Source organism: Actinomadura fulvescens, assembly GCF_039533225.1.
In the GTDB taxonomy this organism is placed as follows: Bacteria; Actinomycetota; Actinomycetes; order Streptosporangiales; family Streptosporangiaceae; genus Spirillospora; species Spirillospora fulvescens.
In genome coordinates, this window is record NZ_BAAATD010000009.1 from 115,199 (window position 1) to 137,934 (window position 22,736).

Consider the following 22,736-nt stretch of genomic DNA (forward strand, 5'->3'; position numbering starts at 1 on the left):
ACGAAGCTCTCCCTGCGTACGGCGCCGGCCGTCCTCGCCGCAGCCGCCATTGTCGCGGCGCCCGCAACGCTAACCGCCGCATCCGCCAACGCCGCACCTGCCGCGGCGACAGCTCCCAGGTCTGCCGCAGCGACGGCTTCCGGGCTTGCCGGCGCCGCTACCGCTGCCGTGGCCTCGCCTGGCTCGTTCCCGCACTACTCCGCCGACGGCTGGAAGGCGCGTCCGGAGCAGTACGACGGCATGGACATCGAACGCGACGTGCCGATCACCATGGCCGACGGCGTGCGGTTGCTGGCCGACGTCCAACGGCCCACGCAGCGCGGCCGGGTGGTGCCGGGCAGGTTCCCGGTGCTGGTGCAGCAGACGCCGTACGTGAAGACCGCCCTAGCGCTGCCGCCCATCAACTGGGCGCTGGTCAAACGCGGCTACGTCATCGTGACCGTGGACGTACGGGGGACCGGCGGATCAGGAGGAAAGTGGAACATCTGGGGTCCGCCCGAACACTCCGACGGCAAGACGGTCGTCGAATGGGCCGCCTCCGAGGAACGCCCGTGGAGTGACGGCCGCGTAGGGCTCTTCGGCATCTCGTACGGCGGGATCAACCAGCTCTTCACCGCGTCCCAGCAACCCAAGGGCCTGAAGGCCATCGCGCCGGCCGTTCCGATGGGCGACCTCTACCGCGACCTTGTCGGCAAGGGTGGCCGCGGCTACCTCGAACTAGCCCCCGCCTACCTCGCCGTCGTCTCGATGCTGGGCATCCTGCCCAACACCAACCTCCTCAAGGATCCCGCCACCGCGCTCAAGAACATCCAGGAACACTGGGACGCCGCAGGCAAGAACCTGGAGATGGTGCCCGAGATGCTCCAGGGCGGCGACCGGGCGTACGACAGCGCCTGGTACCGCGAGCGCTCCCCGCTGACCTACGTCGACAAGATCAAGGTGCCGACGCTGCTGATGGGCGGCGCGTTCGACGCGTTCCAGCGCGGCACGCCGATGCTCTACCAGCGGCTGTCCGCGAACGGGACGCCCGTGCAGTTCGTGAACGGGCCGTGGTCGCACATCGTCGCCGCCATCCCCGCGGCCGGGGTGAGCCTGCCCGGCATCATCAACGAGCCGCCGGGCGTCAAGCTGGGCGAACTGCAGCTGCGCTGGTTCGACCACTACGTGCGCGGCGTTCCGGACCCGGCGCTCGAACGGCGCGACAAGCAGGTCACGTACTACGAGAACGGCGCCAACCAGTGGCGTACGGCCGGGCAGTGGCCACCGGTGGACGTCACCTACCAGAAGGCGCATCTGTCCGGGCAGGCGAGCAGGGGACGCCCCGGCGCGCTCGTCATCGGCGGCGGCGCACAGCCGTCCGGCAAGCCCGACACCGTCCCGTGGAACCTCTTCTCGGGGCTGTGCTCGCGTTCGACGTTCCAGTGGGCGCTGTTCGGCGGGGAGTTCGGCAACGGCCCGATCAAGATCCCGTGCGTGACGGACAACCGCTACAACGATCTCCACGGGCTGACGTACGACCTGCCCGTCCGCGACCGCCCGCTTCGGCTGGCCGGACCGGTGAACGCGCACTTCACCGTCTCGACCAGGTCACGCGACAGCCAGCTGACCGTCCGGCTGGAGGACGTCGCGCCGGACGGCTCGGCCGTGCAGCTCACCGCCGGCTGGCTGTCGCTGTCGATGCGGCGGCTCGACCAGGGGAGGAGCGTGGTGCGGAACGGGATGATCGTTCAGCCGTGGCACCCGTACACCAAGGCCTCCCAGCAGGCGATGCCCAAGGACACGCCCGTCTCCGTCGACGTCGAGATCTTCCCGGCGTCGTGGTCGATCAAGCCGGGTCACAAGCTGCGGCTGGCCGTCCAGACCGGCGACTTCCCGCACCTGTTCCCGCCGTTCCCCCAGCTGAAGGACAGCCTCGGCGGCGACATCAAGCTGTGGCACGACCCGCGGAACCCGTCCTGGATCGCCCTCCCGACCCGACCGAGCTGACCTGACACGTCGTCATGGTTGCGGCGAGTTGCCGGGTGGTGGTGGAGGCCCTTCGACCGGCAACCCGCCGCGTTCAGCTCGACCCCGTGGGAGCCGACTCTTCGACGGTGCGGCCTGGAGCGCCCACGAACAATCCCGGAAACCACGTACTCGACCCGTAAACCGGCTCAGCGCACGACGTACGGAGCCTCAGCAAGCGCAGGAGATGCCGGAGGTGGGCGCGGTCAGCGGGTCGGCGGCACGACGCGTCACCAGCCCGGCGCCGTTCTTCACCGGAAAGCCCTCGCGGGCCCAGTACTCGAAGCCGCCGATCATCTCCTTGACGGCGTAGCCGAGCTTGGCGAACTCCAGGGCCGCCTTCTGCGCGCCGTTGCAACCCGGACCCCAGCAGTAGACGACCACGGCCGCGTCCCGTTCGATCAGGCCGGCCGCGCGCTCGGCGATCTCAGCGGTCGGGAGGTGGACGGCGCCGTCCACGTGGCCCTGGTTCCAGCTCTCGACGCTGCGCGAGTCGACCACCACGATGCCGGGCGTCCCGGTCGCCAGCTCGGCGGCGACGTCCGACACGTCGGTCTCGAACGCGAGCCGGGCGGCGAAGTGCGCGAGCGCCTCGGCGTTGGCGGCGGCGGTGATCGTGGACATCGGCGTGCTCCTTGGTGTCTGTCCCTGCGAACACGTCAATCGTGGCGGCCGGGCGGCCTCACTGGACAGTGGCATGAATGCCTGCGACCGATAAGATCTCGCCATGCGGCTCGCCAAGCGCCATACGATCTCCGTCCTGACCTTCGACGGCATGGCGCCGTTCGAACTCGGCTCGGTGGTCGAGGTGTTCGGACTGCCCCGGCCGGAACTCGACGTTCCCTGGTACGACCTGCGCGTCTGCTCGTTCGAACGCGGGCCGATGCGAGCCGTCGGCGGCTTCACCATGACGACCGAGAACGACCTGGACGTCTTCGCCGCCGCGGACACCGTCATGGTCGTGGCCGTTCCGGACGTACGCGGCGAGGTGCGGCCCGAGGTCGTCGCCGCACTGCGGAAGGCGCACGACCGGGGCGCCCGGGTCGTCTCGATCTGCTCAGGCGCCTTCGCCCTGGCGGCGGCGGGCCTGCTGGACGGACGCGAGGCGACCACCCATTGGCGGTACGCGGCGCTCCTGCAGCAGCGGTACCCAATGATTCACGTGAATCCAGACGTCCTCTACGTGGACGGCGGCACTATCCTCACCAGCGCGGGCAGCGCCGCGGGCCTCGACCTGTGCCTGCATCTCGTACGCAAGGACCACGGCGCGCGGGTGGCCAACACGGTCGCCCGCCGCCTGGTCATCCCGCCGCACCGGGACGGCGGGCAGGCCCAGTTCGTGGAGGCCGCGGTCACCGAACCAGCGGCGGACGACGCGGTGGCACGCGCCATGGCGTGGGCGCTCGACCACCTCACCGAACCCATCACGGTCGCCGAGCTGGCCCGCCAAGCCCATCTGGCGCCTCGCACGTTCATCCGGCACTTCAACCGGCAGACCGGAACGAGCCCGCTGCGCTGGGTCATCACCCAGCGCGTCATGGCCAGCCTGCCTCTCCTCGAAGGCGGCGCGATGCCCATCGAAGAGATCGGCGCGGCGGTCGGCTTCGAAAGCCCGGTCACCTTCCGGCACCACTTCACCCGCGCCATGAAGACCTCCCCCTCCGCCTACCGCCGCACCTTCCACACGTCCGCCTCCTAGGCGCGTTCCAGCAGCCGAGGGGTAGCGGCAGGTGGGGGCGTACGGGCGTAGCGGGCAAGGGCGAGCCAGATCAGCGCAGCCGCGGCCGGGAGCAGATCCAGGTTGATGGAGATCGTGACGAAGCCGAAGGTGACCAGCACGGGGCTGAGCACGTCGCCGACACCGCGCGGACCGACCACGACCAGCAGCACCGGCAGGGCCACTAGGCCGAGCATGAAGAACATTGGCCCGATCTCGTAGAAGGCCTGCGGCAACACGGCCGGGACGTCGGAGTACTCGTCCGAGAGCCTCCGCTTCTCGGCGAAATCGGCCGCCCGTAGCCCCACGACGATGTCGACGATCGCGACCCGGATGAACGCCGCCAGCCCGACGAGGGCGACCCCGGCGGCGATGTCGGCGGTCAGCTTTCGGGCCGTGCCACCGGAGGGCACCCGTCGCCGGAGCCCCACGACCACCGGACCGTAGAGGATCAGCGCGCCCAAGAAGAACAGGTGCCCGATCGTCCAGGCGGCGCCCGGGCCGTACTGGCCGTCACGGCCGTCGATCAGCCGGACCACGCCGTACACGAGCATGAGTGCCGGCGCCAGGTGGAAGGTGAGCCGGGTGAACGTGCCGACAGAGGGCGACTCGGTCTTGGCCGCGTGCGTCATGTGGTCGCTCCTGAGGAGGTGAGGTTCGTGACTGGGGTGGTCACGTTCTCGATCCTCTGGAAACGGGCTCCGCATGTGATCACCGCCGCGAGCGGTCTTGGGCCATCGGTGACACGGGCGAGGCGGGAGCGTCGGCTCCCCCGCGCGACGGAGTCAGGAGGGCTCGATCAGACGGGTCTCGTAGGCGGCTATGACGGCCTGGACCCGATCGCGCAGGCCGAGCTTGGACAGGACGTTGCTGACGTGCGTCTTGACGGTGTGCTCGCTGACGACCATCGCCGCCGCGATCTCCGCGTTCGAGAGGCCACGGCCCAGCAGGCGCAGCGTCTCGCGTTCCCGCTCGGTCAGGATGGCCAGCCGGTCCGAAGGCGTACGCCCGGAGCGCGGACGGTTGCGGGTGATGTCCGAGATCAGCCGGCGCGTGATGGCGGGCGCGAGCAGCGACTCCCCCGCCGCCACGACGCGTACGGCATGCACGAGGTCATCGCGGCGTACGTCCTTGAGCAGGAAGCCGCTGGCGCCCGCGTAGAGCGCGTCGTAGACGTAGTCGTCCTGGTCGAACGTGGTCAGCATGATGGCGCGGGCGCGGGTCTCGGCGCACACGACCTTCGCGGCCTCGATGCCGTCCATGCCGGGCATCCGGATGTCCAGCAGGACGACGTCCGGGTCGTTCGCCCGGACGGCGGCGATCGCCGCGGCGCCGTCGCCCGCCTCGGCGACCACCTCGATGTCCGGCTGGGCGTCCAGGATCATCGTGAACCCGCTGCGGACGAGTTCCTGGTCATCGGCCAGCACCACCCGGATCACGACGCCACCACCGACGTGCGGGGGAGCCGCGCGATCACCCGGAAGCCGCCGTCCGGCATCGGGCCCGCCTCGGCTTCCCCGCCGCAGGCCACGGCACGCTCCCGAATGCCGATCAGGCCGTCGCCACCGCGCCGCCACCCGTCCGTGGCGTCCTGGCCGCGTCCGTCATCGGTCACCGTGATCTCCAACTCGTCGTCCTGCCACCGCAGCAGCACCGTGGCGGCGGAGGCAGCGGCGTGCTTGACCGTGTTCGTGAGGGCCTCCTGAACGATGCGGTAGGCCGCGGTGTCGGCGTCGGCGGGCAGTGCACAAGGCTCGCCCGTGACTCGCAGCTCCACGCGCAGGTCTGTGCACCGCACCTGTTCGAGGAGGTCGGGGAGAGCGGTGACGGTCGGCTGTGGCGTACGTACCCCGACGTCCTGCTCCTCCTTGAGCACGCCCAGCATTCGCCGCAGCTGGGTCATCGCGTCCCGGCCCGCGTCGGCGATCGCGTCGAAGGCTCGTTCGGCCTGGTCGGGATCGGTACGGACGACCACGGGACCTGCCTCCGCCTGGACGACCATGATGCTGACGGCGTGGGCGAGGACGTCGTGCATGTCGCGCGCGATCCGTGCCCGTTCCTCCGCGGCCGCCCGCGCCGCGTCCGCTTCCCTCTCCCGCTCCAGGCGTACGGAGCGTTCCATCAAGGCGTCCGAACGCTCCCGTGCCGTCCGCGCGAGCGTGCCCAGCAGGAAGGCGGACACTGGCAGGAGCAGCGTGAACATGAACTCCCCCGCGTCGTTGTCCTTGATGAGGAGCGAGCTGGGCGGGGTGGTGACGACGAGCACGCTGATGAACCCCCAGCGCTGCCAGCGCCGCCGCCCCAGATCGGCCAGCGTGTAGATCGTCACCAGCATGCCGTACTGCAGCATCTGGCCGGGCCGATGGTGGGCCAGCACGAGCATGGCGAAGGTCGCCACGATCAACGCGACCGCGAACGGCGCGCGACGCCGCCAGATCAGCGGAACGATCGTGCCGTAGTTCAGCACCACCCCCAGCGGCGTCACCTCGGGCGCGGTAGCGAACGGCACGGTCACCGGAACGGCGACCGCGACCGCCACCAGCACGTCGACAAGCCGCCCGTCACCCTTACGAACTCGGACGGACACTCACCCAGTATCAGCGGGAACCCCTCACCACACCTCGCCCGCACGAGTGATTCCGCACCACCACCTCAGCCGCGCAGGGGCCCTCCAGAGAGCACCGCAACGCCCCGACCATCCAACGCGCGCAACAGCTCGACCCGCCAGCACGCCGCAAGGACCGGCCAGCCAGCGCATCGCAGTGACCAGGCCCATCCAGCGCGCAAGGATCCGGACAGGCAAAGCACCGCAACCGCTCGGCCAGCTAGCGCAGCGCAGAAACTGGGACTAGGCCACTCAGCGCCGCAAGGCCCCGGCAAGCAGAGTGCCGCAACCGCTAGGTCAGGCGGAGCGTTGCAGGGACTGGCGGATGAGGGGCGGCTCCTGAACGGTGACGCCGCCGAGCAAGGAGAACGCGCGTACGCGCACAGTGGGGATATCGGGGTCGACAGGGCCGCACTCGTCGCCCACATCCGTGCCCGTGCCGCGGCCGCCGAAGAGGCCGTGCGCGAGCGCGCCGAGCACTCCGCGGCGTTCCAGCACCACCCGCACGCCGCGGGGCACGCACACCGAGACGCCGCCGAGCACGGAGATCTTCGTCAGCGTCACCTCCGGGGCGGCGACCTTCGCCTCGCGCAGATCGAGGTTGGTGCCGCCGACCACGGCGAGCGACACCAGATGGCGGTCCATGTACCAGCGGCCATGGCGGCGCAACCCGCCCATCGCCGCCAGATGCCACTGGGTACGGATCTCGGGAGCGTCGTTCCGCGACGGAAGGTCACCGACGAGCCCGTCGAGTTCGGCGCGGGTGCGCGCCAGTTGCGCGTCCTCGACCCGTTCGCTGAACTCCCGCAGGCTCAGCAGTCCCTCGCCGCATGCCTGGTTCAGCCGCGTGATGACGGCGTTCCGTTCGGCGTCGGAGGCCACCCCCGCCGAACGACCCGCGCTCGCCTTCTCGCTCTGGTGCTTCATAACGGCTCCTTACCCCGAGTAGATGCGTATAGCCCAGCGCATCCAGCGGTAGGTCCTCGGAGGAGTGCTCTGCGTGACCGTGCGGGTCACCGACCGTGGCCGGAAGTGCAGTTTGCCGCCTGACGCAACCGGGGCATCATCCCTAACCGGTTACGCCCGCTGACTCTCCGTCACCATCCACATCGGAAGGCGCGTCAATGTCACAGCCCTTTGAGCTGCCGGACTTCTACATGCCGTACCCCGCACGGCTCAACCCGCATCTCGAAGTGGCGCGCGAGGAATCCAGGCTATGGGCGCGTGAGTTCGGGATGCTGGAGGGCTCAGGCATCTGGGACGAGGCGGATCTCGACGCCCACGACTACGCGCTGCTGTGCGCGTACACCCATCCGGACTGTGACGGCCCGGAGCTGACGCTGATCACCGAGTGGTACATCTGGGTGTTCTTCTTCGACGACCACTTCCTGGAGCTCTACAAGCGCACGCACGACCGGCGGGGCGGCAAGGAGCACCTCGACAGGCTGCCCGCCTTCATGCCGATGGACCTCGCCGCCGGAACGCCCGAGCCGGCCAACCCCGTCGAAGCGGGCCTGGCGGATCTGTGGGCGCGCAGCGTGCCGACCATGTCCATGGCGTGGCGCGCGCGCTTCGCCGAGAGCACCGCGAACCTCCTGAACGAGTCGCTCTGGGAACTCTCCAACATCAACGCGCGCCGCGTGCCCAACCCCGTCGAGTACATCGAGATGCGCCGCAAGGTGGGCGGGGCACCGTGGTCCGCCGGGCTCGTCGAACACGCCGCACGCGCCGAGGTGCCCGCCGAGGTCGCCGGCTCCCGGCCGCTGCAGGTCCTGCGCGACTCGTTCGCGGACGGCGTGCACCTGCGCAACGACCTCTTCTCCTACCAGCGGGAGACGGAGGACGAAGGCGAACTGGCCAACGGCGTCCTCGTCCTGGAGACGTTCCTCAAATGCACGACGCAGGAGGCCGCGGACGCGGTGAACGACCTGCTCACCTCGCGCCTCCAGCAGTTCGAGCACACGGCGCTCACCGAACTCACCCCGCTCTTCGCCGAAAAGGGACTCGACCCGGAGTCGTGCGCCAAGGTGGTCGCGTACGTGAAGGGCCTCCAGGACTGGCAGTCGGGCGGGCACGAATGGCACATGCGCTCCAGCCGGTACATGAACAAGAAGGCCGCGACCTCGGCGTTCGGCATGTCGGCGGCCAACATCAGGGCCATGGTGAGCAGGCTCCGCGGCTTCACGCACACGCCGTACGAAAGAGTCGGGCCGTCGCGCATCCCCGACCTCTACATGCCGTTCACCACCACCCTCAGCCCGCACCTGAACGCCGCGCGCCGCAACGTGGTCGAGTGGGCGGGCAGGATGGGCTTCCTCCATCCGCAACCCGGCGTGTGGAACGAGGCCAAGCTCATCGACTACGACCTCCCCCTGTGCGCCGCCGGAATCCACCCCGACGCCTCTCCAGAAGAGCTCGACCTGTCATCAGGCTGGCTGACCTGGGGCACGTACGCCGACGACCTCTATCCCGTGGCGTACGGCCGGACCCGTGACCTGGCCGGGGCGAAAGCATGCAACGACCGCCTCCGCATGTTCATGCCGACCAAACAAGAAACAGCCGTTGCCATACCCGTGACAGCGCTGGAACGAGGCCTGGCCGACCTATGGGCCCGTACGGCCGGATCAATGACAGTAAGCGCGCGCGAGAAGTTCCGCGCCGGGATCGAGGAGATGCTCGACAGCTGGCTCTGGGAGCTCGCCAATCAGATTGGCAACCGGATCCCGGACCCGGTCGACTACGTCGAGATGCGGCGGAAGACCTTCGGTTCCGAACTCACGATGAGCCTCTCCCGGCTGGCCCACGGCCGCCAGGTGCCCCCGGACATCTACGAAAGCGGCCCGATGCGTTCGCTGGAGAACGCGGCCATGGACTACGCCGCCCTGCTCAACGACGTCTTCTCATACCAGAAGGAGATCGAGTTCGAGGGCGAGGTCCACAACGGCATCCTCGTCGTCCAGAACTTCTTCCAGTGCGACTACCCAACCGCCCTGTCGATCGTCACCGACCTGATGGCCTCCCGGATGCGCCAGTTCCAGCACGTGGCCGACCACGAGCTACCCATCCTGTACGAGGACGCCGACCTGAGCCCAGCAGAACGCACAACCCTCGACCGGTACGTAGTCGAACTCCAACACTGGCTAGCCGGAATCCTGAACTGGCACCACGGCTGCAACCGCTACAAGGAGTCCGACCTCTTCCGCCACCACACCCCACGAACACCCGCCCCAAGGAAACCAAACCTAGGTCCCACAGGCCTAGGCACCTCCGCAGCCCGCCTCCTCTCCACCACCCACCCAACCTCTCCCCAATGAAGACCTAGGGCACAGCCGGCCAACCCCCCGGCCGGCTGTGCCCCACCCACCAACCCCACGCATGCCCCACCCAGCGCGCCCTGCCAGAGATGGCTCTGCACCACGTCCCACCCGACGCAAACTGACCGCCACGCTCCTAGCCGCGCGCACCCGACGTGCCCCGCCCGACACGTTCCCACCCAGCGCGAACGATCCTCCACACTTCTGCTCGCATGCCCCGCCCAGGACGCCTAAGACCCGACACGGCCTGCCGAACATGCACTGCCCGCCACGCCCACGCCCGACGCGACCCGCCCGCGCCTCACCCCACGCATGCTCCGCCCAACGTGCCCCTACCGAACGTGCGCTGCCCGCCACGTCCAGGCCCTGCGAGCCATGCTCCTGTCCGCGCACCCGACGCGTTCCTACCGGCGCGGCCTGCCCAAGATGGGCTGTGCCACGTCCGACCTGGCGCGGCCTAACCGCCCCATCTATTCCCGCGCATGCTCCGCCCGGCGGGGCCTGCCGAACGTGCGTTGCCCGCCACGTTCCCACCCGACACAGCCCGCCCGCCACGCTCCTGTCCGCGCGCCCCCCGCACGGGCTACCCGCCGCAACTCTGCCCGTAAGCCTCACCTAGAGCGCCTCCGCCCGGCACCCCCGCCTAACATGCGTTGCTCGCCACGCCTCGGCCCAGCGCAGCCCAGCCACGCTCCTGTACGCGCGCATCCGACGCGCCCGGCACAGCGCGGACTACCCGCCGCACCTCTCCCCGCGCATGATCCGTACTGCGTGCCCCTACCGAACGTGCGCTATGCACGCCATCTCCCACCCGACGCAACCCGCCGCCACGCAGCCGACTCGCCCGGCACGGCGCGCGCTATCCGCCGCACCTCTTCCTCGCGCACGATCCGCCCAGCACGGCTTGCCGCACATGCGCCGCACACCACGTCCCCGCCACGGCGCGGCCTGCGCGTCACACTTCTCCGCGCACCTGGCGTGGCCTGCGTTTTCAGTCGGCGTGCCTGATGCAGATGGGCTGTGGCCCACGTCCTGTCCGCCCGGGCCCGGTCGTCTCGAGCCCGCGATGCGGGGCTAGGGCGTGCCTGTGGCCTCGTCCTGCGCGTACCTATTGAGGCGGGAGCCACGGATCCACGTCCGGCGCGGGCAGAGCACTTGAAACCCCTCACTTTCTAAGTGGTGTTGAGCTGTGACCGCCTTGGTGACGTGAAGTTGCGGCAGGGTCAGCGGGTCCGCCATCGCAGCAGAGATTTCGCCTCAGCCGGGGAACGCTGATCCGACGCGGCCTTCGGGGAGTGCGGTACACGGCGCCAGCGCGCTCAGCCGGACTCTTTGACCGGGTGGCTTTGGCGGACGTGTCCTAGCGGTCCTGTTCCGGCGGCTGCGCTGTGGAGGCTGGTTCTCGCTGCGCGTTCTGCCTGGTGCGCTTGCTGTCGTTGCGCGGCCATCCAAATCGTCCTGGCGGCGGGGTCCTGCGTGGTGGGCGCGAGGCGCCGGATCTCCTGATTGTGTTGATCTGGGGTGTTTGTCTGTTCACAGGAGTACGCGAATCATCGACAACCGCTCGGTCGGGTGCACATTGTCGTAATTTCGCACTCTATGGCGACTTGTCCCGCAATACTCAACGCGATCACCACCTCGCAGGAGATTCAACTATGACTGAGCCGCCTCCCCCCGAGGCCGTGCCCGACGCGCACCACGCCACCGAACCCGACGAGGACCGGGTCCTCGTCGATCTCTACGGCGAGCCAGATCCCGATGGCTTCTACCGTGGAGACGGCTGATGGGCAGCGCCGCAGCGTTGATCGCCGAAGCCAGGAAATGGCTGGGCACCTCCGGCCGTCCCAACACGCTCACCCGCGCGTACGCCGCGCGCCACGGCGACGGGTTCCTCCGCGCTCCCTGGTGTGACATCGCGGTCACCGAATGGGCTCGCCGCTCCGGCAACGCCGAAGCCGTCCTACCGGCTGGAGATCGCGCCTACACCGTCTGGCACGCCCAAGACTTCCAGAGGATCGGACGCTGGCACTCCGGCACCACCGCCAACATCAACAAAGCCAAGCCCGGTGACATCGTCTTCTTCGACTGGGGCAACTCCAACACCATCGGCGCCATCGACCACGTCGGCATTGTGGAGAAGGCGCTCGGCGGCGGACGTGTTCAGACCATCGAAGGCAACACCGGTGACGCCTGCAAACGCCGCGTACGGTCCGCCTCGTCCATCGCCGGATACGGCCGTCCGGACTACACCCCGTACAGATGGAACGGCAAGGCTCCCGCAGCGACGCTACGGCGCGGCGACATCGGCGACCGCGTACGCGACCTGCAGAACGCGCTGCTCAAGGTCGGCGAGCGGTTGCCCAAGTTCGGCGCCGACGGCGACTACGGCACCGAGACGGTGGACGCCGTCACCTCGTTCCAACGCAAGAACAACATCTCCGAGACGGCCGGGGTCTATGGCACCCGCACCGCGGCCGCGCTCCAGAAGGCCCTTTCCCCCCGTCCCCCCGAGGAGGACGACGACGTGCGCTATTACGGACAGCTCAACAACGGCCCCGCCGCGGTGACCCCGATCTCGATCCACCCCGGCGACGCCTCGTCGATCGGCTTCTGGGGTGACAACGGGATACAGCAGCTCCCTCCGGCCAACATCCGGGTGGCGGTCCACGACGCCCGCGGCTGGTACTCGGAGATCCTCGTCGTCGACTCCGCCAAGTCCAAGCCGTGGATCAGGTTCCGCGACCCCAAGACGACCGACGGTGTCAGCGTCCGGCGCGAGGACGACGGCGCGGTGGCCGTCGCCTGGGACGCCTCCTGACCGTCCGCGAACGCCCCGGCTCGCGGCCGGGCCGGGGCGTTCGCGGGAGGTTGCGTGATGCAGAATCCCCCCGGACTGGTACGGCGGCTCCTCGAAGCCATCGTCGCGTACACGTGGTTCTTCGAGACGTGCGACGACTCCGTGTTGGACGACGACACGGCGCTCAAGCAGATGGAGTACGCCGCATACCTGCTTGGACAGCTGCCGGACGGGGACAAGCAGCATCTTGTCGAGGAGTTGGCCGCAATAGCCGCCGCCGAGACAGACCCTGCCTACCGGGAGTTCATAGCGACCTTCTCCTTCGCCATGGGCATCAGCGAGGAGTGAGCGGCAAGGCCCGCACCGTACGGCACGATCTCCGCCTCCTGACGGTGACGATCTCGCTCCTGCCTGTGCGTCGCCCTGCCGACCGGACGACCTGACCCAGATCTGGCAACTGCAAGCTCCCGGATCATTGCCCTGCCCTAGGCGATGCCTGTGCGTTCGCATGCTCTGCGTAGCTGCCGTGTTGCCCCGCCCTGACGTAGCGGCGAGCTGGTCGCTCCCAGTGTGCGAGTGAGACCTGGGCGGTCGACAGCCACAACTGCCGATGGGCCTGTGACATTGGTGGGTGAATGGCCGTGGTGAGGCGCACGGACATCGTGAAAGGCGAGAGCCCAGGTCGGAAGTCTACTTCTGACCTGGGCTTCTGAGGTGTGGAGCCTAGGGGATTCGAACCCCTGACACCCGGCTTGCAAAGCCGGTGCTCTACCAACTGAGCTAAGGCCCCTTGGGTGCGCCCTGGGAGGGCGCGACAAGCTTACCTGTGCTCGGCGGTCACTGCGTCATCGTGGTGGCGGGGGCGCGGCAGCAGGACCAGGTCGGGGAAGTCGGCCACGCTGGAGAGCACGTGGGTGGCGCCGGCGCGCTGGAGGCGGTCGGCGTCGTGTGCGCCGGTGAGGACGCCCGCTACAACGGAGGCTCCCGCGCGGCGGCCCGAGAGCATGTCGTTCTCGGTGTCGCCGCAGACGGCGATGTGCCGTACGTCGTCGATGCCGAGGCGCAGTGCGGCGGACAGGATGAGATCCGGCCACGGGCGGCCGCGGCCGCCGTCCTCGGGGCACAGCGCCATGTCGACGCGGTTCCACCAGCCGAGCGTGTCGATGACCCGGCCGAGCGTGCGGCGGCTGAAGCCGGTCAGCAGGCAGACACGTATCCCGGCACCGGTGAGGCGCTCCATGGCGTCCTCGGTGCCGGGCACGGGGCTGAGCCCACGACGGTCGACGGCCAGATCGAAGGAATGCTCGAACGAGAGGTTCGCGGCCTGCGCACGGGCCTCGTCCCCGAAGAGCATGCGGAAGACCTCGATCTTGGGCCGGCCGCGCGCGTCCTGGACACAGGCCATCGCACGTTCGTGCGCCGTCGTGCCGGCGACGACTCCCATGGCGGCGATCGCCTCGGCGAAGGCCGTGGCCACGGCGTCGCCGTCGGCCACAGTGGTCCCGGCGAGATCGAGGCAGGCGATCGTGATCCGCTCTGCTCCGGTCACGCCGGGGCCTCCCTCGAACGTGCTCCGCTATCTCCGGAGTCTCAGCTGTCGGAGGACGTGGCCTCGGTCCACAGATCCAGCTCAGCGCGGTCCTGCTGGAGCCGACGCCAGACAGCGAAGCCGCCAAGAGCAAGAACAGCGAGAACAAGCAGCTTCTTCACGGTGGGGACCCCTTCACCTCGACTATGAAGCCAAAACCTGGGGGGCGTTCCGATCATGTAACTCTTCCCCAGGCTCTCCGCAGCCTAGCAACCGATCGCGTGCACTCCGCACCCCGCACCGTTATCCGGCGGGACCGCCGGGTACGAAGGCTCTGTCGTTTCCGCCATCTCGCCGGACGGACGCATCGGCCGCATAATCCGGGCACGGCGAAATGTCTGGGAGTCCCATGAGCGCAGAGGACGACTTCGGTCTCTGGGAGCGCGAACTCCAGGGGACAGCCGCTGAGCCCGGCGAGGACGGCTCGGGAGGCCGGGGCATGGTCATGGTTGCCGCCGCGGTCGCCGCGGGCTGCACGGCGCTGATCACGCTCGGCCGGGCACCGCTGGGCGCCGCGGGCCTGGTGCTCTGCTCGCTCATCCTGGTGCTCTGGCGGCTCGGCCTGTGACCGACTGGAACCGGCCAGCCCGAAGTATGGTGCGAAACCCGATCTTCTCGCGATAATCCGGCCCTGCCCGTTTGATCAACGGGTCGAGCCGGCGCGCCCGGTTTCCCGGACCGATCTCGTCCCCCGTGCGCGCCCTCGAGGAGGCAGGCGCATGAGGAGAGCAAGGACGCTCGCGATCGCCGTGGTGACGGGCACCGCCACGGTCGCGCTCCCGGTCGGGGCGGTGGGCACGGCCGTGGCCGCCGCCGGTGACGCGAAGGTCGTGCCGATCCAGGTCACCGGGGATCCGGGCAAGCGTTTCAATCTGGTGATCATGGGTGACGGCTACACGATGGCCGATCTGCCGAAGTTCCGGGCTCATGTCGACAAGCACCTGAGCGACCTGTGGACGATCGAGCCGTTCAAGTCGTACCGCAGCTATGTGAACGTCTATGCCGTCGAGATCGAGTCGGGGGAGTCGGGGGTCAGTTGCGACCCCGCGCTGGAGTCCCCGCGCCGGACGACGCCGCTCGGCATGGCGTTCTGGGGCGGCTGCACCACGCAGGGGCCCCAGCGGCTGCTGACGATGAGCTCGGCGGCGGCCAAGAAGTACGCCGACCTGATCTCCGGGACCTCGTCCGCCAACCGGCAGATCCTCGCGCTGGCCAACAGCGACACCTACGGCGGCGCGGGCGGCACGTACGCCACCGCGTCCGGTGGCAACGCGCTGTCCGCCCTGATCACGCCGCACGAGCTCGGGCACTCGCTGGGCGGCCTGGACGACGAGTACGACTACTACCAGCGCGGCGTACCCGGTGGCACGTACGAGGGTCCCGAACCGGCGTCCATCCACCACACGCTCCTCACCGAGCAGCAGATGCGCGACCAGAAGAAGAAGTGGTGGCGCTGGCTAGGTGAGCGGAGCGAGTCCGGCGGGACCATCGGACGGTACGAAGGCGGGCTCTACACCACCAAGGGCGTCTGGCGGCCGAGCCAGCACTCGATGATGAAGACGCTCGGCTACTACTTCGACCAGGTCTCCCGCGAACGCATGACCCAGCGGATCTCCGCCAAGGTCAACCTCGTCCAGGCGCACACGCCCGCCGACGCGCCGATCGGCGCCGACCGCGTGGTGTGGCTGGAGACGATGCACCCGACCGGGCACGAGCTGTCGGTCCGGTGGACGCTCGACGGCAGAGTCGTACGCGGGGCGCGCGACCTCCGCAACCTTGACCTGCGCAGGCTGCCGATGAGGCCCGGCGTGCACACGCTGAAGGCCACGGTCACCGACCCGACCGCGTTCGTCCGCGACCCGGAGATCCGCGCGTCCGCCGCGCTCACGCAGACCCGCACGTGGACGGTCGACACGCGCGTGAAGACGCCTCCCGCGAGCAAGGCGGCGGACTTCACGTCCTCGACCCCGACCGACCGCCCGGTGAGCGCGAAGGACGTCGTCTACGCCGAGACGACGCACCCGGCGCGCCACGCGCCGCGCATCTCCTGGTACGTCGACGGACGGCGCGTGCGAGGTGGCGACCGTTCGATCGACCTGGAGCAGCTGCGGCTCTCGCCCGGCAGCCACCGGCTCGTGGCGAAGCTGGGCTCACGCACGCGCGCCTGGACGATCGACGCGCGCCGGCCGACCGTGACGTACGAGCTGTCCAAGGCCGCCAAGGCGACCAGGCCGCGGCCGGGTAAGCCCGCCGAGTACGTCTTCGACGGCCCGTTCACCATGCGGCTGACCGGCGCGGACGACCGTCCCGGCGCCGTCGTCACCGAGTTCCGGGTGGACGGGGACGGCTGGTTCAACTACTTCGGCTGGCCGACCGACTCCAAGGCGCCGTTCCTGTTCACCGCGAACGGCACCGTCATCGACCACCTGACGTACGGCAGGCTCGGTACGGGCCGCCACACGATCGAGTACCGCGCCATCGACTCGTCCGGGAACATCGGTCGCGCCGGCAAGTTCGTCGTGACCCTCAACGGCTGACGTCCACGCCCCGGGGGCGGAATGGTCCGCCGCCGCCCCCGGGGCCTATGGCGTCCGGGCGACCACGAGTGGGATCATCCCGTCATGGATCTGCGAGGCGCAAAGGTTCTGCTCACGGGTGCCACGGGTGGCATCGGACAGGCGCTGGCCGAGGCGTTCGCCGCGCGCGGCGGTGAGGTGGTGCTGACCGGGCGCCGCACCGACGTCCTCGAACCGCTGGCCGACCGGCTCGGCGGCCACGCGATCGCCGCCGATCTCGCGGACCCGGACGCCCTCGAACGCCTGCTGGCCGAGGCCGGTGAGATCGACGTCCTCGTGGCGAACGCGGCGCTGCCCGCCTCCGGGCTTCTCTCCGACTACTCGACGGAAGAGATCGACCGAGCCCTCGACGTCAACCTGCGCGCCCCCATCGTCATGGCGAAGCTGGTGGGGGAGGCGATGTCCGCTCGTGGCCGCGGGCACCTGGTCTTCATCTCCTCCCTGGCCGGCAAGACCGCGTCCGGGCAGGCCTCGCTCTACAACGCCACCAAGTTCGGGATGCGCGGGTTCGCCCTAGCGCTCCGGGAGGACCTGCGGCCGCACGGTGTCGGGGTCTCAACGGTGTTCCCCGGCTTCATCAGGGACGCGGGCATGTTCGCCGAAGCCAAGGTGGACCTGCCGCGCGGCATCGGCACACGTTCACCGCGGGACGTGGCACGGGCGACCCTGCGAGCCATCGACAAGAACCTCGCCGAGGTCGACGTCGCACCGCTGAGCCTGCGCGTCGGCGCGCTGATCGGGGGCGCGGCGCCGGGCCTCGCGGCCGCCATCCAGCGCCGCGCCGGGAGCGACAAGATCACCCAAGGCCTCGCCCAGGGACAGCGCGGCAAACGCTGACGAGTCGCCATGATCCAATAGAAACGCGACAACGACGACGTTCCAGGGGATTCCATGAGTGACCTTTCTGCACGCCCGGCGGCCGCGAGCGGCACGTTCACCCTCGGCGGCGACCTGCCCGTGCACCGGCTGGGCTTCGGCGCCATGCAGATCACCGGCCCGGGCGTCTGGGGCGAGCCCGCCGACCGCGACGAGGCCCTGCGCGTACTGCGGCGCAGCGTCGAGCTGGGCGTGACGTTCATCGACACCGCCGACTCGTACGGGCCGTACGTCAGCGAGGACCTCATCGCCGAGGCGCTCCACCCGTACCCCGACGACCTGCTGATCGCGACCAAGGGCGGTCTGACCCGGTCGGGCCCGAACGAGTGGCCGCCGCTCGGCCGTCCCGAATACCTGCGGCAGTGCGTGGAGATGAGCCTGCGCCGGCTCAGGCTGGAACGGATCGACCTCTACCAGCTCCACCGCATCGACCCGACGGTACCGCTGGAGGAGCAGCTCGGCGTTCTGCGGGACATGCAGGGCGAAGGCAAGATCCGCCACATCGGCCTCTCCGAGGTGTCGGTGGACGAGCTCGAAGCCTCCCGCAAAATCGTCGACATCGTCTCCGTGCAGAACCTCTACAACCTGACGTACCGCAAGTCGCAGGCCCTACTGGACCACTGCGAACGCCAAAACATCGGCTTCATCCCATGGTTCCCTCTGGCGACGGGCAAGCTCGCCGAGCCCGGCGGAATCCTGGCCGAGGCCGCCGCCCGCCACAACGCCACCCCGGCCCAGCTCGCCCTTGCCTGGCTCCTCCACCGCTCACCCGTGATGCTGCCCATCCCCGGCACCTCCAAGGTCGCGCACCTGGAGGACAACCTCGCCGCCGGCACCATCTCCCTCACCCCCGAAGAGACCGACCAACTGTCCGCCCTCGGCTAACCCCCACACGCTGCGGCCCAACAGACCCGCACTATCAGCGGAGTTGGGTGTTGGCGGTGGGGGTGTTGATTACGGGCGGTCCGGAGTCAGCGTCGGCGGGGGTTGCGTCGGTGTTGGCGGGCGCTGCGTCTGTGTCGGCGGAGCTTGGGGCGGTGTCGGCGGAGCTTGGGGCGGTGTCGGCCGGGGTTGGGTCGGTGTTGGCGGAGCTTGGGGCGGTGTCGGCGGAGCTTGGGGCGGTGTCGGCCGGGGTTGGGTCGGTGTCGGCGGAGCTCGGATCGGCGTCGGTCGGGGTTGGATCGGTATCGGCGGAGCTTGGATCGGTGTTGACAGGGGTTGGGTCGGCGGGTTGGCGGACGGTGGCCAGGACGGAGCCGCAAAGGATAAGGCCGAACGAGACGACGATCGTGGCGGTGAGGGGCTCGCTGAGCAGCACCACGCCGGCGATGACGGCGACGGCGGGGTTGACGTAGGTGAAGACCAGGGTCCTGGAGGTGCCGACCTCTCGGATCAGCTCCAGGAAGATGATGAACGCCACCGCGGTACAGAGGACGCCGAGTCCGGCCAGTGCGGCGAGCACGCGTCCGCTGGGCATCGTCTCCGGCCATGTCATGGCGGCCGGAGGCAGGTAGACGAGCGCGGCGAACGTGAGGCACGCGGTGGTCAGCGTCAGGTTCGGAACGTCCTGCAGCTTGCGGGTGGCGATCATCGGGGCGGTCGCGTACCCGAACGCCGCCAGCATCACCTCGCCGATCGACCAGGCGCTGCCGCCGTCCAGATGCGGCGCCGCCAGAACGGTGACGCCGCCCAGGCCGAGCAAGAGCCCCGCCCATCGCGCCACTCCGAGCCGTTCGGAGTCTCCGGCCAGGCGCGCCACCATGATCCCGACGATCGGCACGGCCGCGATGAGCAGCCCCGTCATCGAGCTCGACAGTTCACGTTCGGCGTCGGACAGCAGCGCCCACGGCCCGAGGATCTCCAGGACGGAGAACACCACGAGCCACTTCCAGTGCCGCCGAAGCATGCCGAACCCACCGGCACGCAACGCGAAAGGCAGCAGCAGGGCGGCTCCCATGGCGGTCCGCGCGAATACCAGCACGGGCACCGAGACACCCTCGACCGCCACTTTGATCATCAGGTAGGGAATCCCCCACAGCACGCCCATCAGCGCGAACAACACCCACCCGCGGCGACTCACCCACGTCCTCCGTTCGTTCACGCGCACGCACCGTCGTGCGGCGCGGAGGTCAGCTTCGCCGGACGCGAAGGGCGCTGTCTTGAACGCTGTTGCGGTACGCCCCGGGTGTTACTCCGAGAACGCGCCGGAACCACCGGGTCAGATGAGCCTGATCGGCGAACCCGACCAGCGTCGCAGCCTCGGCCGGACGGTGTCCGGCGTCGAGCAGCGCTCGGGCCCTAGCGACCCGGTGCTGCGCGAGCCAGGCGTACGGCGGCATGCCCTCGGCGTCACGGAACGCCCGCAGCAGTTGATAGCGCGACAGCCCGAGATCGGCGGCGAGGTCCGCGAGGGTCGGGGGATCGACCAACTCGTCCGCGAGGCGCCCCGTCACGGCACGAGCGATCCGGAGCGCGGCGGCGTCGCCCCGTTCGCCCGTCTCGAATGTGCCGCGGCGAGATGTGTGCATAGGTGACAAAGCATGCCTGTGTACGAGCGCACGCAGCAGTTCGAGCAGCCGGGTCTCGCTTTCGAGCAGGTCATCGTCCCGGACGAGCAGGCGGTGCGTACGCCAGACCTCCTGGGCGAGCTCCTCGTCTCGTACGAAGGCCTCAGGGAAATGCGGAACGTGCAGCCCGCCCTCGGACAGCAACGCCGCGTTCGGATAGAAGACCCGGTACGTGAAGCCGCCCGCGTCCGCCGGACCACCCGTGTGCACCTCTCCGGGCTCCAGCATCACGAGCATGCCGGGCCCGGTGTAGTGGCGTTCGCCCCGGTAGCTCATCACTTCGAGCCCGTCGGTGCACACGCCGATCGCGTACTCGTCGTGGGCATGCGGCGCGTAGTGCCGGGCGCCGATGCGGGCGGTCAGCAGGTCGAGAGGTGTTCCCTGGACGCCGCGGACACGCGTCCAGACCGCCCGGTCCGGTTCGCGGTCGCCGCCGTCAGGCGGAGAAGAGGTGCCGGAGCCGCCAGCGGTCCGCGTCACGGCTGAGCTCCGCGATCGCGACGCCGTCGGCACCGGTGATCCGGACGCGGTAGAGACGGCCTTCCGGGGACGATCCGTAGGTCTTCAGGATCTCCTCCACCGAGTAGCGCGCACCTCGCCATTCGTAGGCGGTGAGCCGTCCGGCCGTGTCGTGCTCGGCTCGTACAGGCTCGTTCAGAAGGTGTCCCATGAGTCCGCGAGCGTAGCATGAGATCGAACTGGTGTTCGTTGCCGGGAGGGGCCGCCGCAACCCGATGAGCTGCGCAGATCCGTGCGCTCATGCGCCGGGCCCGCCGTTTTCGTTCTGCGTTTCGTTGACGGCCGGGCGTGGCGGCATTCCGGCGGCGGAAAGGTCGCGCGGGACGCCGAGGCCGGCGCGGGCGGCGACCTGCGCCCGGAAGTTCGGGCACGCGGCGAGGTCCTCGTGTTCGCATTCGAGCCCGCGGTCGATCAGGTCGAGCGACGCCTGCGCCTCGGCGATCCGCCGGGCGAGTTCGGCTCGCCGCCTCAGCAGCAGGGCGCGGCGCTCGGCGCGGCCCGGCGCGCTCAGGATCGCCCGGATCTCCTCCAGCCCGAAGCCACCTTCCTTGGCCCGCAGGATGATCGCGATCCGATAGAGGTCGCCGGTGGTGTAGCGCCGCCGAGCCCCCGCGTTCCGGGACGGAGCGAGCAACCCCATCGCCTCCCAGTGCCGGAGCACATGGGTGGCCAACCCGAAACGCGCCGCGGCGTCGCCGATGCTCACCGTGGCGTCGTCCACGCTTGACTTCATGTCGACATTAAGTCGCACGATTTCGCACATGTCCACAACAAGCGACATCGAGGCCCTGATCCCCGTACTCGACGCCGTCGACGCCGCCCCGGGCGTGGCCGAGCTGCGCGCCCGTTCGTACGAGCTCCTCGCCCCGGCACCGGACGCGCTGGTGGTCGACGTGGGCTGCGGCGCCGGACGAGCCGTGACCGAACTGACCGGCCGGGGTGTACGAGCCGTCGGCCTCGATCTCAGCGAGCAGATGATCGCGGCGGCCCGGCACCGCTTCCCGGACGGCGACTTCCGGCTCGGAACGGCCTACGAGCTGCCCTTCGAGGACGGAGAGGTGACCGGCTACCGCGCCGAGAAGGTCTTCCACACCCTCGACGAACCGGCCCGCGCTCTCGCCGAAGCACGCCGCGTGCTGGCACCCGGCGGCCGCATCGTGCTGGTCGGCCAGGACTGGGACACGTTCGTCATCGACTCCGACGACCCGCGGCTCACCCGGACGATCGTCCACGCACGCGCGGACCTCGTCACGAGCCCGCGGATCGCCCGGCACCACCGGAACCTCCTCCTGGACGTGGGGTTCGAGGACGTCGAGGTCGAGGTGCACACGGGTGTCCTGACCGGGCCGACCGCCGAGGCCGTGCTCTCCAACACCGTCGAGGCCGTCGTCTCGGCGGGCGCCATCAGCCGGGCGCAGGCCGACACCTGGTTGGCCGAGCAGCGTGAACGAGCCCGTACCGACCGTTCCTTCGTCGCCGTCCCCCTCTTCGTAGCCTCCGCCACCCACTAACCCAGCCACCGCCACCGCACTGCCCTAAGCACCGCCACCCACTGACCTAGCCACCGCACCGCCCACTGACGTGGGCACCGCCACCCGCTGACCTAGGCACTGCGGCACCCGCTGACCTCTGCCTCCAGCTGGCCTGGGTGGGCACGGTGGACAGGGGTAGACCAGCAGCATGATCAACGGAGTGCACGTCATCGTCCACAGCCGGGACGCCGATGCGGACCGGGCGTTCATCCGCGATGTCCTCGGCTTCCCGGGTGTGGACGCGGGCGGCGGCTGGCTGATCTTCAAGCTGCCGCCCGCCGAGATCGCCGCGCATCCCACCGACGGGGAGCCGCGGCACGAGCTCTACCTCATGTGCGACGACCTTGAGCAGACGCTCGACGACCTGCGTTCGAAGGGCGTCGAGATCACGAAACCGCCGAGTGCGCAGGGCTGGGGCACGCTTGCCACGGTCAGACTGCCCAGCGGCGCCGAGCTTCCGTTGTACGAGCCACACCACCAGGTCGCCTACGACCTCTAACGCACCGGCGCATCGACGAAGTTATCCACAGGCTGAGGGCAACGAAATACACACACCAAAGCCTGCGCGACTGCCGTGCCGTGGGCCTGATCTCCACAGCGGAATCCCCAAAAGGCCAGGTTCCACAGGGCTTTACGCACAG

The 22,736-nt window shown here is 69.4% G+C and carries 23 protein-coding genes and 1 tRNA gene; 12 read left to right on the forward strand and 12 right to left on the reverse strand.

The features are described from left to right. Positions 1-168 precede the first annotated feature (168 nt). Positions 169-1,986, forward strand: a complete 1,818-nt coding sequence (locus ABD333_RS30335) for a CocE/NonD family hydrolase (protein WP_344545951.1) — start codon at positions 169-171, stop codon at positions 1,984-1,986. 189 nt (positions 1,987-2,175) lie between these two features. On the opposite strand, the gene ABD333_RS30340 is transcribed toward ABD333_RS30335, so the two are convergent. After that, a complete protein-coding gene (locus ABD333_RS30340; protein WP_344545952.1) occupies positions 2,176-2,628 on the reverse strand; it encodes a rhodanese-like domain-containing protein in 453 nt (150 codons plus the stop codon). 103 nt (positions 2,629-2,731) lie between these two features. Here ABD333_RS30340 and ABD333_RS30345 point away from each other — a divergent pair, with 103 nt between their 5' ends. Further along, a complete protein-coding gene (locus ABD333_RS30345) occupies positions 2,732-3,703 on the forward strand; it encodes a helix-turn-helix domain-containing protein (RefSeq protein WP_344545953.1) in 972 nt (323 codons plus the stop codon). On the opposite strand, the gene ABD333_RS30350 is transcribed toward ABD333_RS30345, so the two are convergent. The 4 genes from ABD333_RS30350 to ABD333_RS30365 form a co-directional block, all read right to left on the reverse strand. Further along, entirely contained in the window at positions 3,700-4,353 is a 654-nt protein-coding gene (locus ABD333_RS30350) for a hypothetical protein (protein ID WP_344545954.1), read from the reverse strand. The two genes, ABD333_RS30345 and ABD333_RS30350, sit on opposite strands and share 4 nt — an antisense overlap. 153 nt (positions 4,354-4,506) lie before the next feature. Continuing rightward, a complete protein-coding gene (locus ABD333_RS30355; RefSeq protein ID WP_344545955.1) occupies positions 4,507-5,160 on the reverse strand; it encodes a response regulator in 654 nt (217 codons plus the stop codon). Then, the gene (locus ABD333_RS30360; protein ID WP_344545956.1) at positions 5,157-6,308 is read right to left on the reverse strand and encodes a sensor histidine kinase; all 1,152 of its coding nucleotides are present in this window, start codon (positions 6,306-6,308) and stop codon (positions 5,157-5,159) included. The genes ABD333_RS30355 and ABD333_RS30360 overlap by 4 nt, the downstream gene beginning before the upstream one ends. 315 nt (positions 6,309-6,623) lie before the next feature. Further along, positions 6,624-7,253, reverse strand: coding sequence for a DUF1707 SHOCT-like domain-containing protein (locus tag ABD333_RS30365; RefSeq protein WP_344545957.1), 630 nt, complete (start codon positions 7,251-7,253; stop codon positions 6,624-6,626). A 197-nt stretch (positions 7,254-7,450) separates the two neighbouring features. Between ABD333_RS30365 and ABD333_RS30370 the strand changes: the two genes are divergently transcribed. From ABD333_RS30370 to ABD333_RS30385, 4 genes are all read left to right on the forward strand, one after another. Then, a complete protein-coding gene (locus ABD333_RS30370) occupies positions 7,451-9,640 on the forward strand; it encodes a terpene synthase family protein (RefSeq protein WP_344545958.1) in 2,190 nt (729 codons plus the stop codon). A 1,655-nt stretch (positions 9,641-11,295) separates the two neighbouring features. Beyond that, positions 11,296-11,424 carry a hypothetical protein gene (locus ABD333_RS30375; RefSeq protein WP_344545959.1) on the forward strand — a complete coding sequence of 43 codons (129 nt, stop codon included), beginning with the start codon at positions 11,296-11,298 and terminating at the stop codon, positions 11,422-11,424. After that, on the forward strand, positions 11,424-12,458 hold the full coding sequence (locus ABD333_RS30380) for a peptidoglycan-binding protein (RefSeq protein ID WP_344545960.1): 1,035 nt from the start codon (positions 11,424-11,426) through the stop codon (positions 12,456-12,458). Before ABD333_RS30375 ends, ABD333_RS30380 begins: the two co-directional genes overlap by 1 nt. A 54-nt stretch (positions 12,459-12,512) precedes the next feature. Continuing rightward, positions 12,513-12,785, forward strand: a complete 273-nt coding sequence (locus ABD333_RS30385) for a hypothetical protein (protein ID WP_344545961.1) — start codon at positions 12,513-12,515, stop codon at positions 12,783-12,785. Between the two features lie 369 nt (positions 12,786-13,154). Here the strand turns inward: ABD333_RS30385 and ABD333_RS30390 are convergent. From ABD333_RS30390 to ABD333_RS30400, 3 genes are all read right to left on the reverse strand, one after another. After that, positions 13,155-13,227, reverse strand: a tRNA-Ala gene (locus ABD333_RS30390). 30 nt (positions 13,228-13,257) lie between these two features. Beyond that, positions 13,258-13,986 carry an HAD-IA family hydrolase gene (locus ABD333_RS30395; protein WP_344545962.1) on the reverse strand — a complete coding sequence of 243 codons (729 nt, stop codon included), beginning with the start codon at positions 13,984-13,986 and terminating at the stop codon, positions 13,258-13,260. 41 nt (positions 13,987-14,027) lie between these two features. Then, positions 14,028-14,147, reverse strand: coding sequence for a DLW-39 family protein (locus ABD333_RS30400; RefSeq protein WP_307797310.1), 120 nt, complete (start codon positions 14,145-14,147; stop codon positions 14,028-14,030). A 227-nt stretch (positions 14,148-14,374) separates the two neighbouring features. Between ABD333_RS30400 and ABD333_RS30405 the strand changes: the two genes are divergently transcribed. The 4 genes from ABD333_RS30405 (at position 14,375) to ABD333_RS30420 (ending at position 18,362) form a co-directional block, all read left to right on the forward strand. Then, the gene (locus ABD333_RS30405) at positions 14,375-14,593 is read left to right on the forward strand and encodes a hypothetical protein (RefSeq protein WP_344545963.1); all 219 of its coding nucleotides are present in this window, start codon (positions 14,375-14,377) and stop codon (positions 14,591-14,593) included. A 151-nt stretch (positions 14,594-14,744) separates the two neighbouring features. After that, positions 14,745-16,562 carry a M64 family metallopeptidase gene (locus tag ABD333_RS30410; RefSeq protein ID WP_344545964.1) on the forward strand — a complete coding sequence of 606 codons (1,818 nt, stop codon included), beginning with the start codon at positions 14,745-14,747 and terminating at the stop codon, positions 16,560-16,562. Between the two features lie 84 nt (positions 16,563-16,646). Then, the gene (locus ABD333_RS30415) at positions 16,647-17,438 is read left to right on the forward strand and encodes an SDR family NAD(P)-dependent oxidoreductase (RefSeq protein WP_344545965.1); all 792 of its coding nucleotides are present in this window, start codon (positions 16,647-16,649) and stop codon (positions 17,436-17,438) included. 54 nt (positions 17,439-17,492) lie between these two features. Beyond that, on the forward strand, positions 17,493-18,362 hold the full coding sequence (locus ABD333_RS30420) for an aldo/keto reductase (protein ID WP_344545966.1): 870 nt from the start codon (positions 17,493-17,495) through the stop codon (positions 18,360-18,362). Positions 18,363-18,396: 34 nt separating this feature from the next. Here ABD333_RS30420 and ABD333_RS30425 read toward each other — a convergent pair whose 3' ends face one another. From ABD333_RS30425 to ABD333_RS30440, 4 genes are all read right to left on the reverse strand, one after another. Beyond that, on the reverse strand, positions 18,397-19,557 hold the full coding sequence (locus tag ABD333_RS30425) for a DMT family transporter (protein ID WP_344545967.1): 1,161 nt from the start codon (positions 19,555-19,557) through the stop codon (positions 18,397-18,399). A 49-nt stretch (positions 19,558-19,606) separates the two neighbouring features. Continuing rightward, positions 19,607-20,524 carry a helix-turn-helix transcriptional regulator gene (locus tag ABD333_RS30430; RefSeq protein WP_344545968.1) on the reverse strand — a complete coding sequence of 306 codons (918 nt, stop codon included), beginning with the start codon at positions 20,522-20,524 and terminating at the stop codon, positions 19,607-19,609. Continuing rightward, entirely contained in the window at positions 20,481-20,714 is a 234-nt protein-coding gene (locus ABD333_RS30435; protein WP_344545969.1) for a hypothetical protein, read from the reverse strand. Before ABD333_RS30435 ends, ABD333_RS30430 begins: the two co-directional genes overlap by 44 nt. A gap of 87 nt (positions 20,715-20,801) precedes the next feature. Then, a complete protein-coding gene (locus ABD333_RS30440) occupies positions 20,802-21,344 on the reverse strand; it encodes a MerR family transcriptional regulator (protein WP_344545970.1) in 543 nt (180 codons plus the stop codon). On the opposite strand from ABD333_RS30440, the gene ABD333_RS30445 reads away from it, so the two are divergent. Further along, complete coding sequence (locus ABD333_RS30445; protein WP_344545971.1) at positions 21,325-22,074, forward strand: methyltransferase domain-containing protein; 750 nt, start codon at positions 21,325-21,327, stop codon at positions 22,072-22,074. The genes ABD333_RS30440 and ABD333_RS30445 overlap by 20 nt on opposite strands. 169 nt (positions 22,075-22,243) lie before the next feature. Beyond that, entirely contained in the window at positions 22,244-22,594 is a 351-nt protein-coding gene (locus tag ABD333_RS30450) for a VOC family protein (protein ID WP_344545972.1), read from the forward strand. Positions 22,595-22,736: the final 142 nt, after the last annotated feature.

Coding starts and splice junctions, on each gene's coding strand:
- ABD333_RS30410 (WP_344545964.1), top strand. CDS start 14,745: ATGAGGAGAGCAAGGACGCTCGCGATCGCCGTGGTGACGGGCACCGCC.
- ABD333_RS30380 (WP_344545960.1), top strand. CDS start 11,424: ATGGGCAGCGCCGCAGCGTTGATCGCCGAAGCCAGGAAATGGCTGGGC.
- ABD333_RS30345 (WP_344545953.1), top strand. CDS start 2,732: ATGCGGCTCGCCAAGCGCCATACGATCTCCGTCCTGACCTTCGACGGC.
- ABD333_RS30405 (WP_344545963.1), top strand. CDS start 14,375: ATGAGCGCAGAGGACGACTTCGGTCTCTGGGAGCGCGAACTCCAGGGG.
- ABD333_RS30450 (WP_344545972.1), top strand. CDS start 22,244: ATGATCAACGGAGTGCACGTCATCGTCCACAGCCGGGACGCCGATGCG.
- ABD333_RS30440 (WP_344545970.1), bottom strand. CDS start 21,344: ATGTCGCTTGTTGTGGACATGTGCGAAATCGTGCGACTTAATGTCGAC.
- ABD333_RS30340 (WP_344545952.1), bottom strand. CDS start 2,628: ATGTCCACGATCACCGCCGCCGCCAACGCCGAGGCGCTCGCGCACTTC.
- ABD333_RS30445 (WP_344545971.1), top strand. CDS start 21,325: ATGTCCACAACAAGCGACATCGAGGCCCTGATCCCCGTACTCGACGCC.
- ABD333_RS30370 (WP_344545958.1), top strand. CDS start 7,451: ATGTCACAGCCCTTTGAGCTGCCGGACTTCTACATGCCGTACCCCGCA.
- ABD333_RS30350 (WP_344545954.1), bottom strand. CDS start 4,353: ATGACGCACGCGGCCAAGACCGAGTCGCCCTCTGTCGGCACGTTCACC.
- ABD333_RS30435 (WP_344545969.1), bottom strand. CDS start 20,714: ATGGGACACCTTCTGAACGAGCCTGTACGAGCCGAGCACGACACGGCC.
- ABD333_RS30365 (WP_344545957.1), bottom strand. CDS start 7,253: ATGAAGCACCAGAGCGAGAAGGCGAGCGCGGGTCGTTCGGCGGGGGTG.
- ABD333_RS30420 (WP_344545966.1), top strand. CDS start 17,493: ATGAGTGACCTTTCTGCACGCCCGGCGGCCGCGAGCGGCACGTTCACC.
- ABD333_RS30415 (WP_344545965.1), top strand. CDS start 16,647: ATGGATCTGCGAGGCGCAAAGGTTCTGCTCACGGGTGCCACGGGTGGC.
- ABD333_RS30375 (WP_344545959.1), top strand. CDS start 11,296: ATGACTGAGCCGCCTCCCCCCGAGGCCGTGCCCGACGCGCACCACGCC.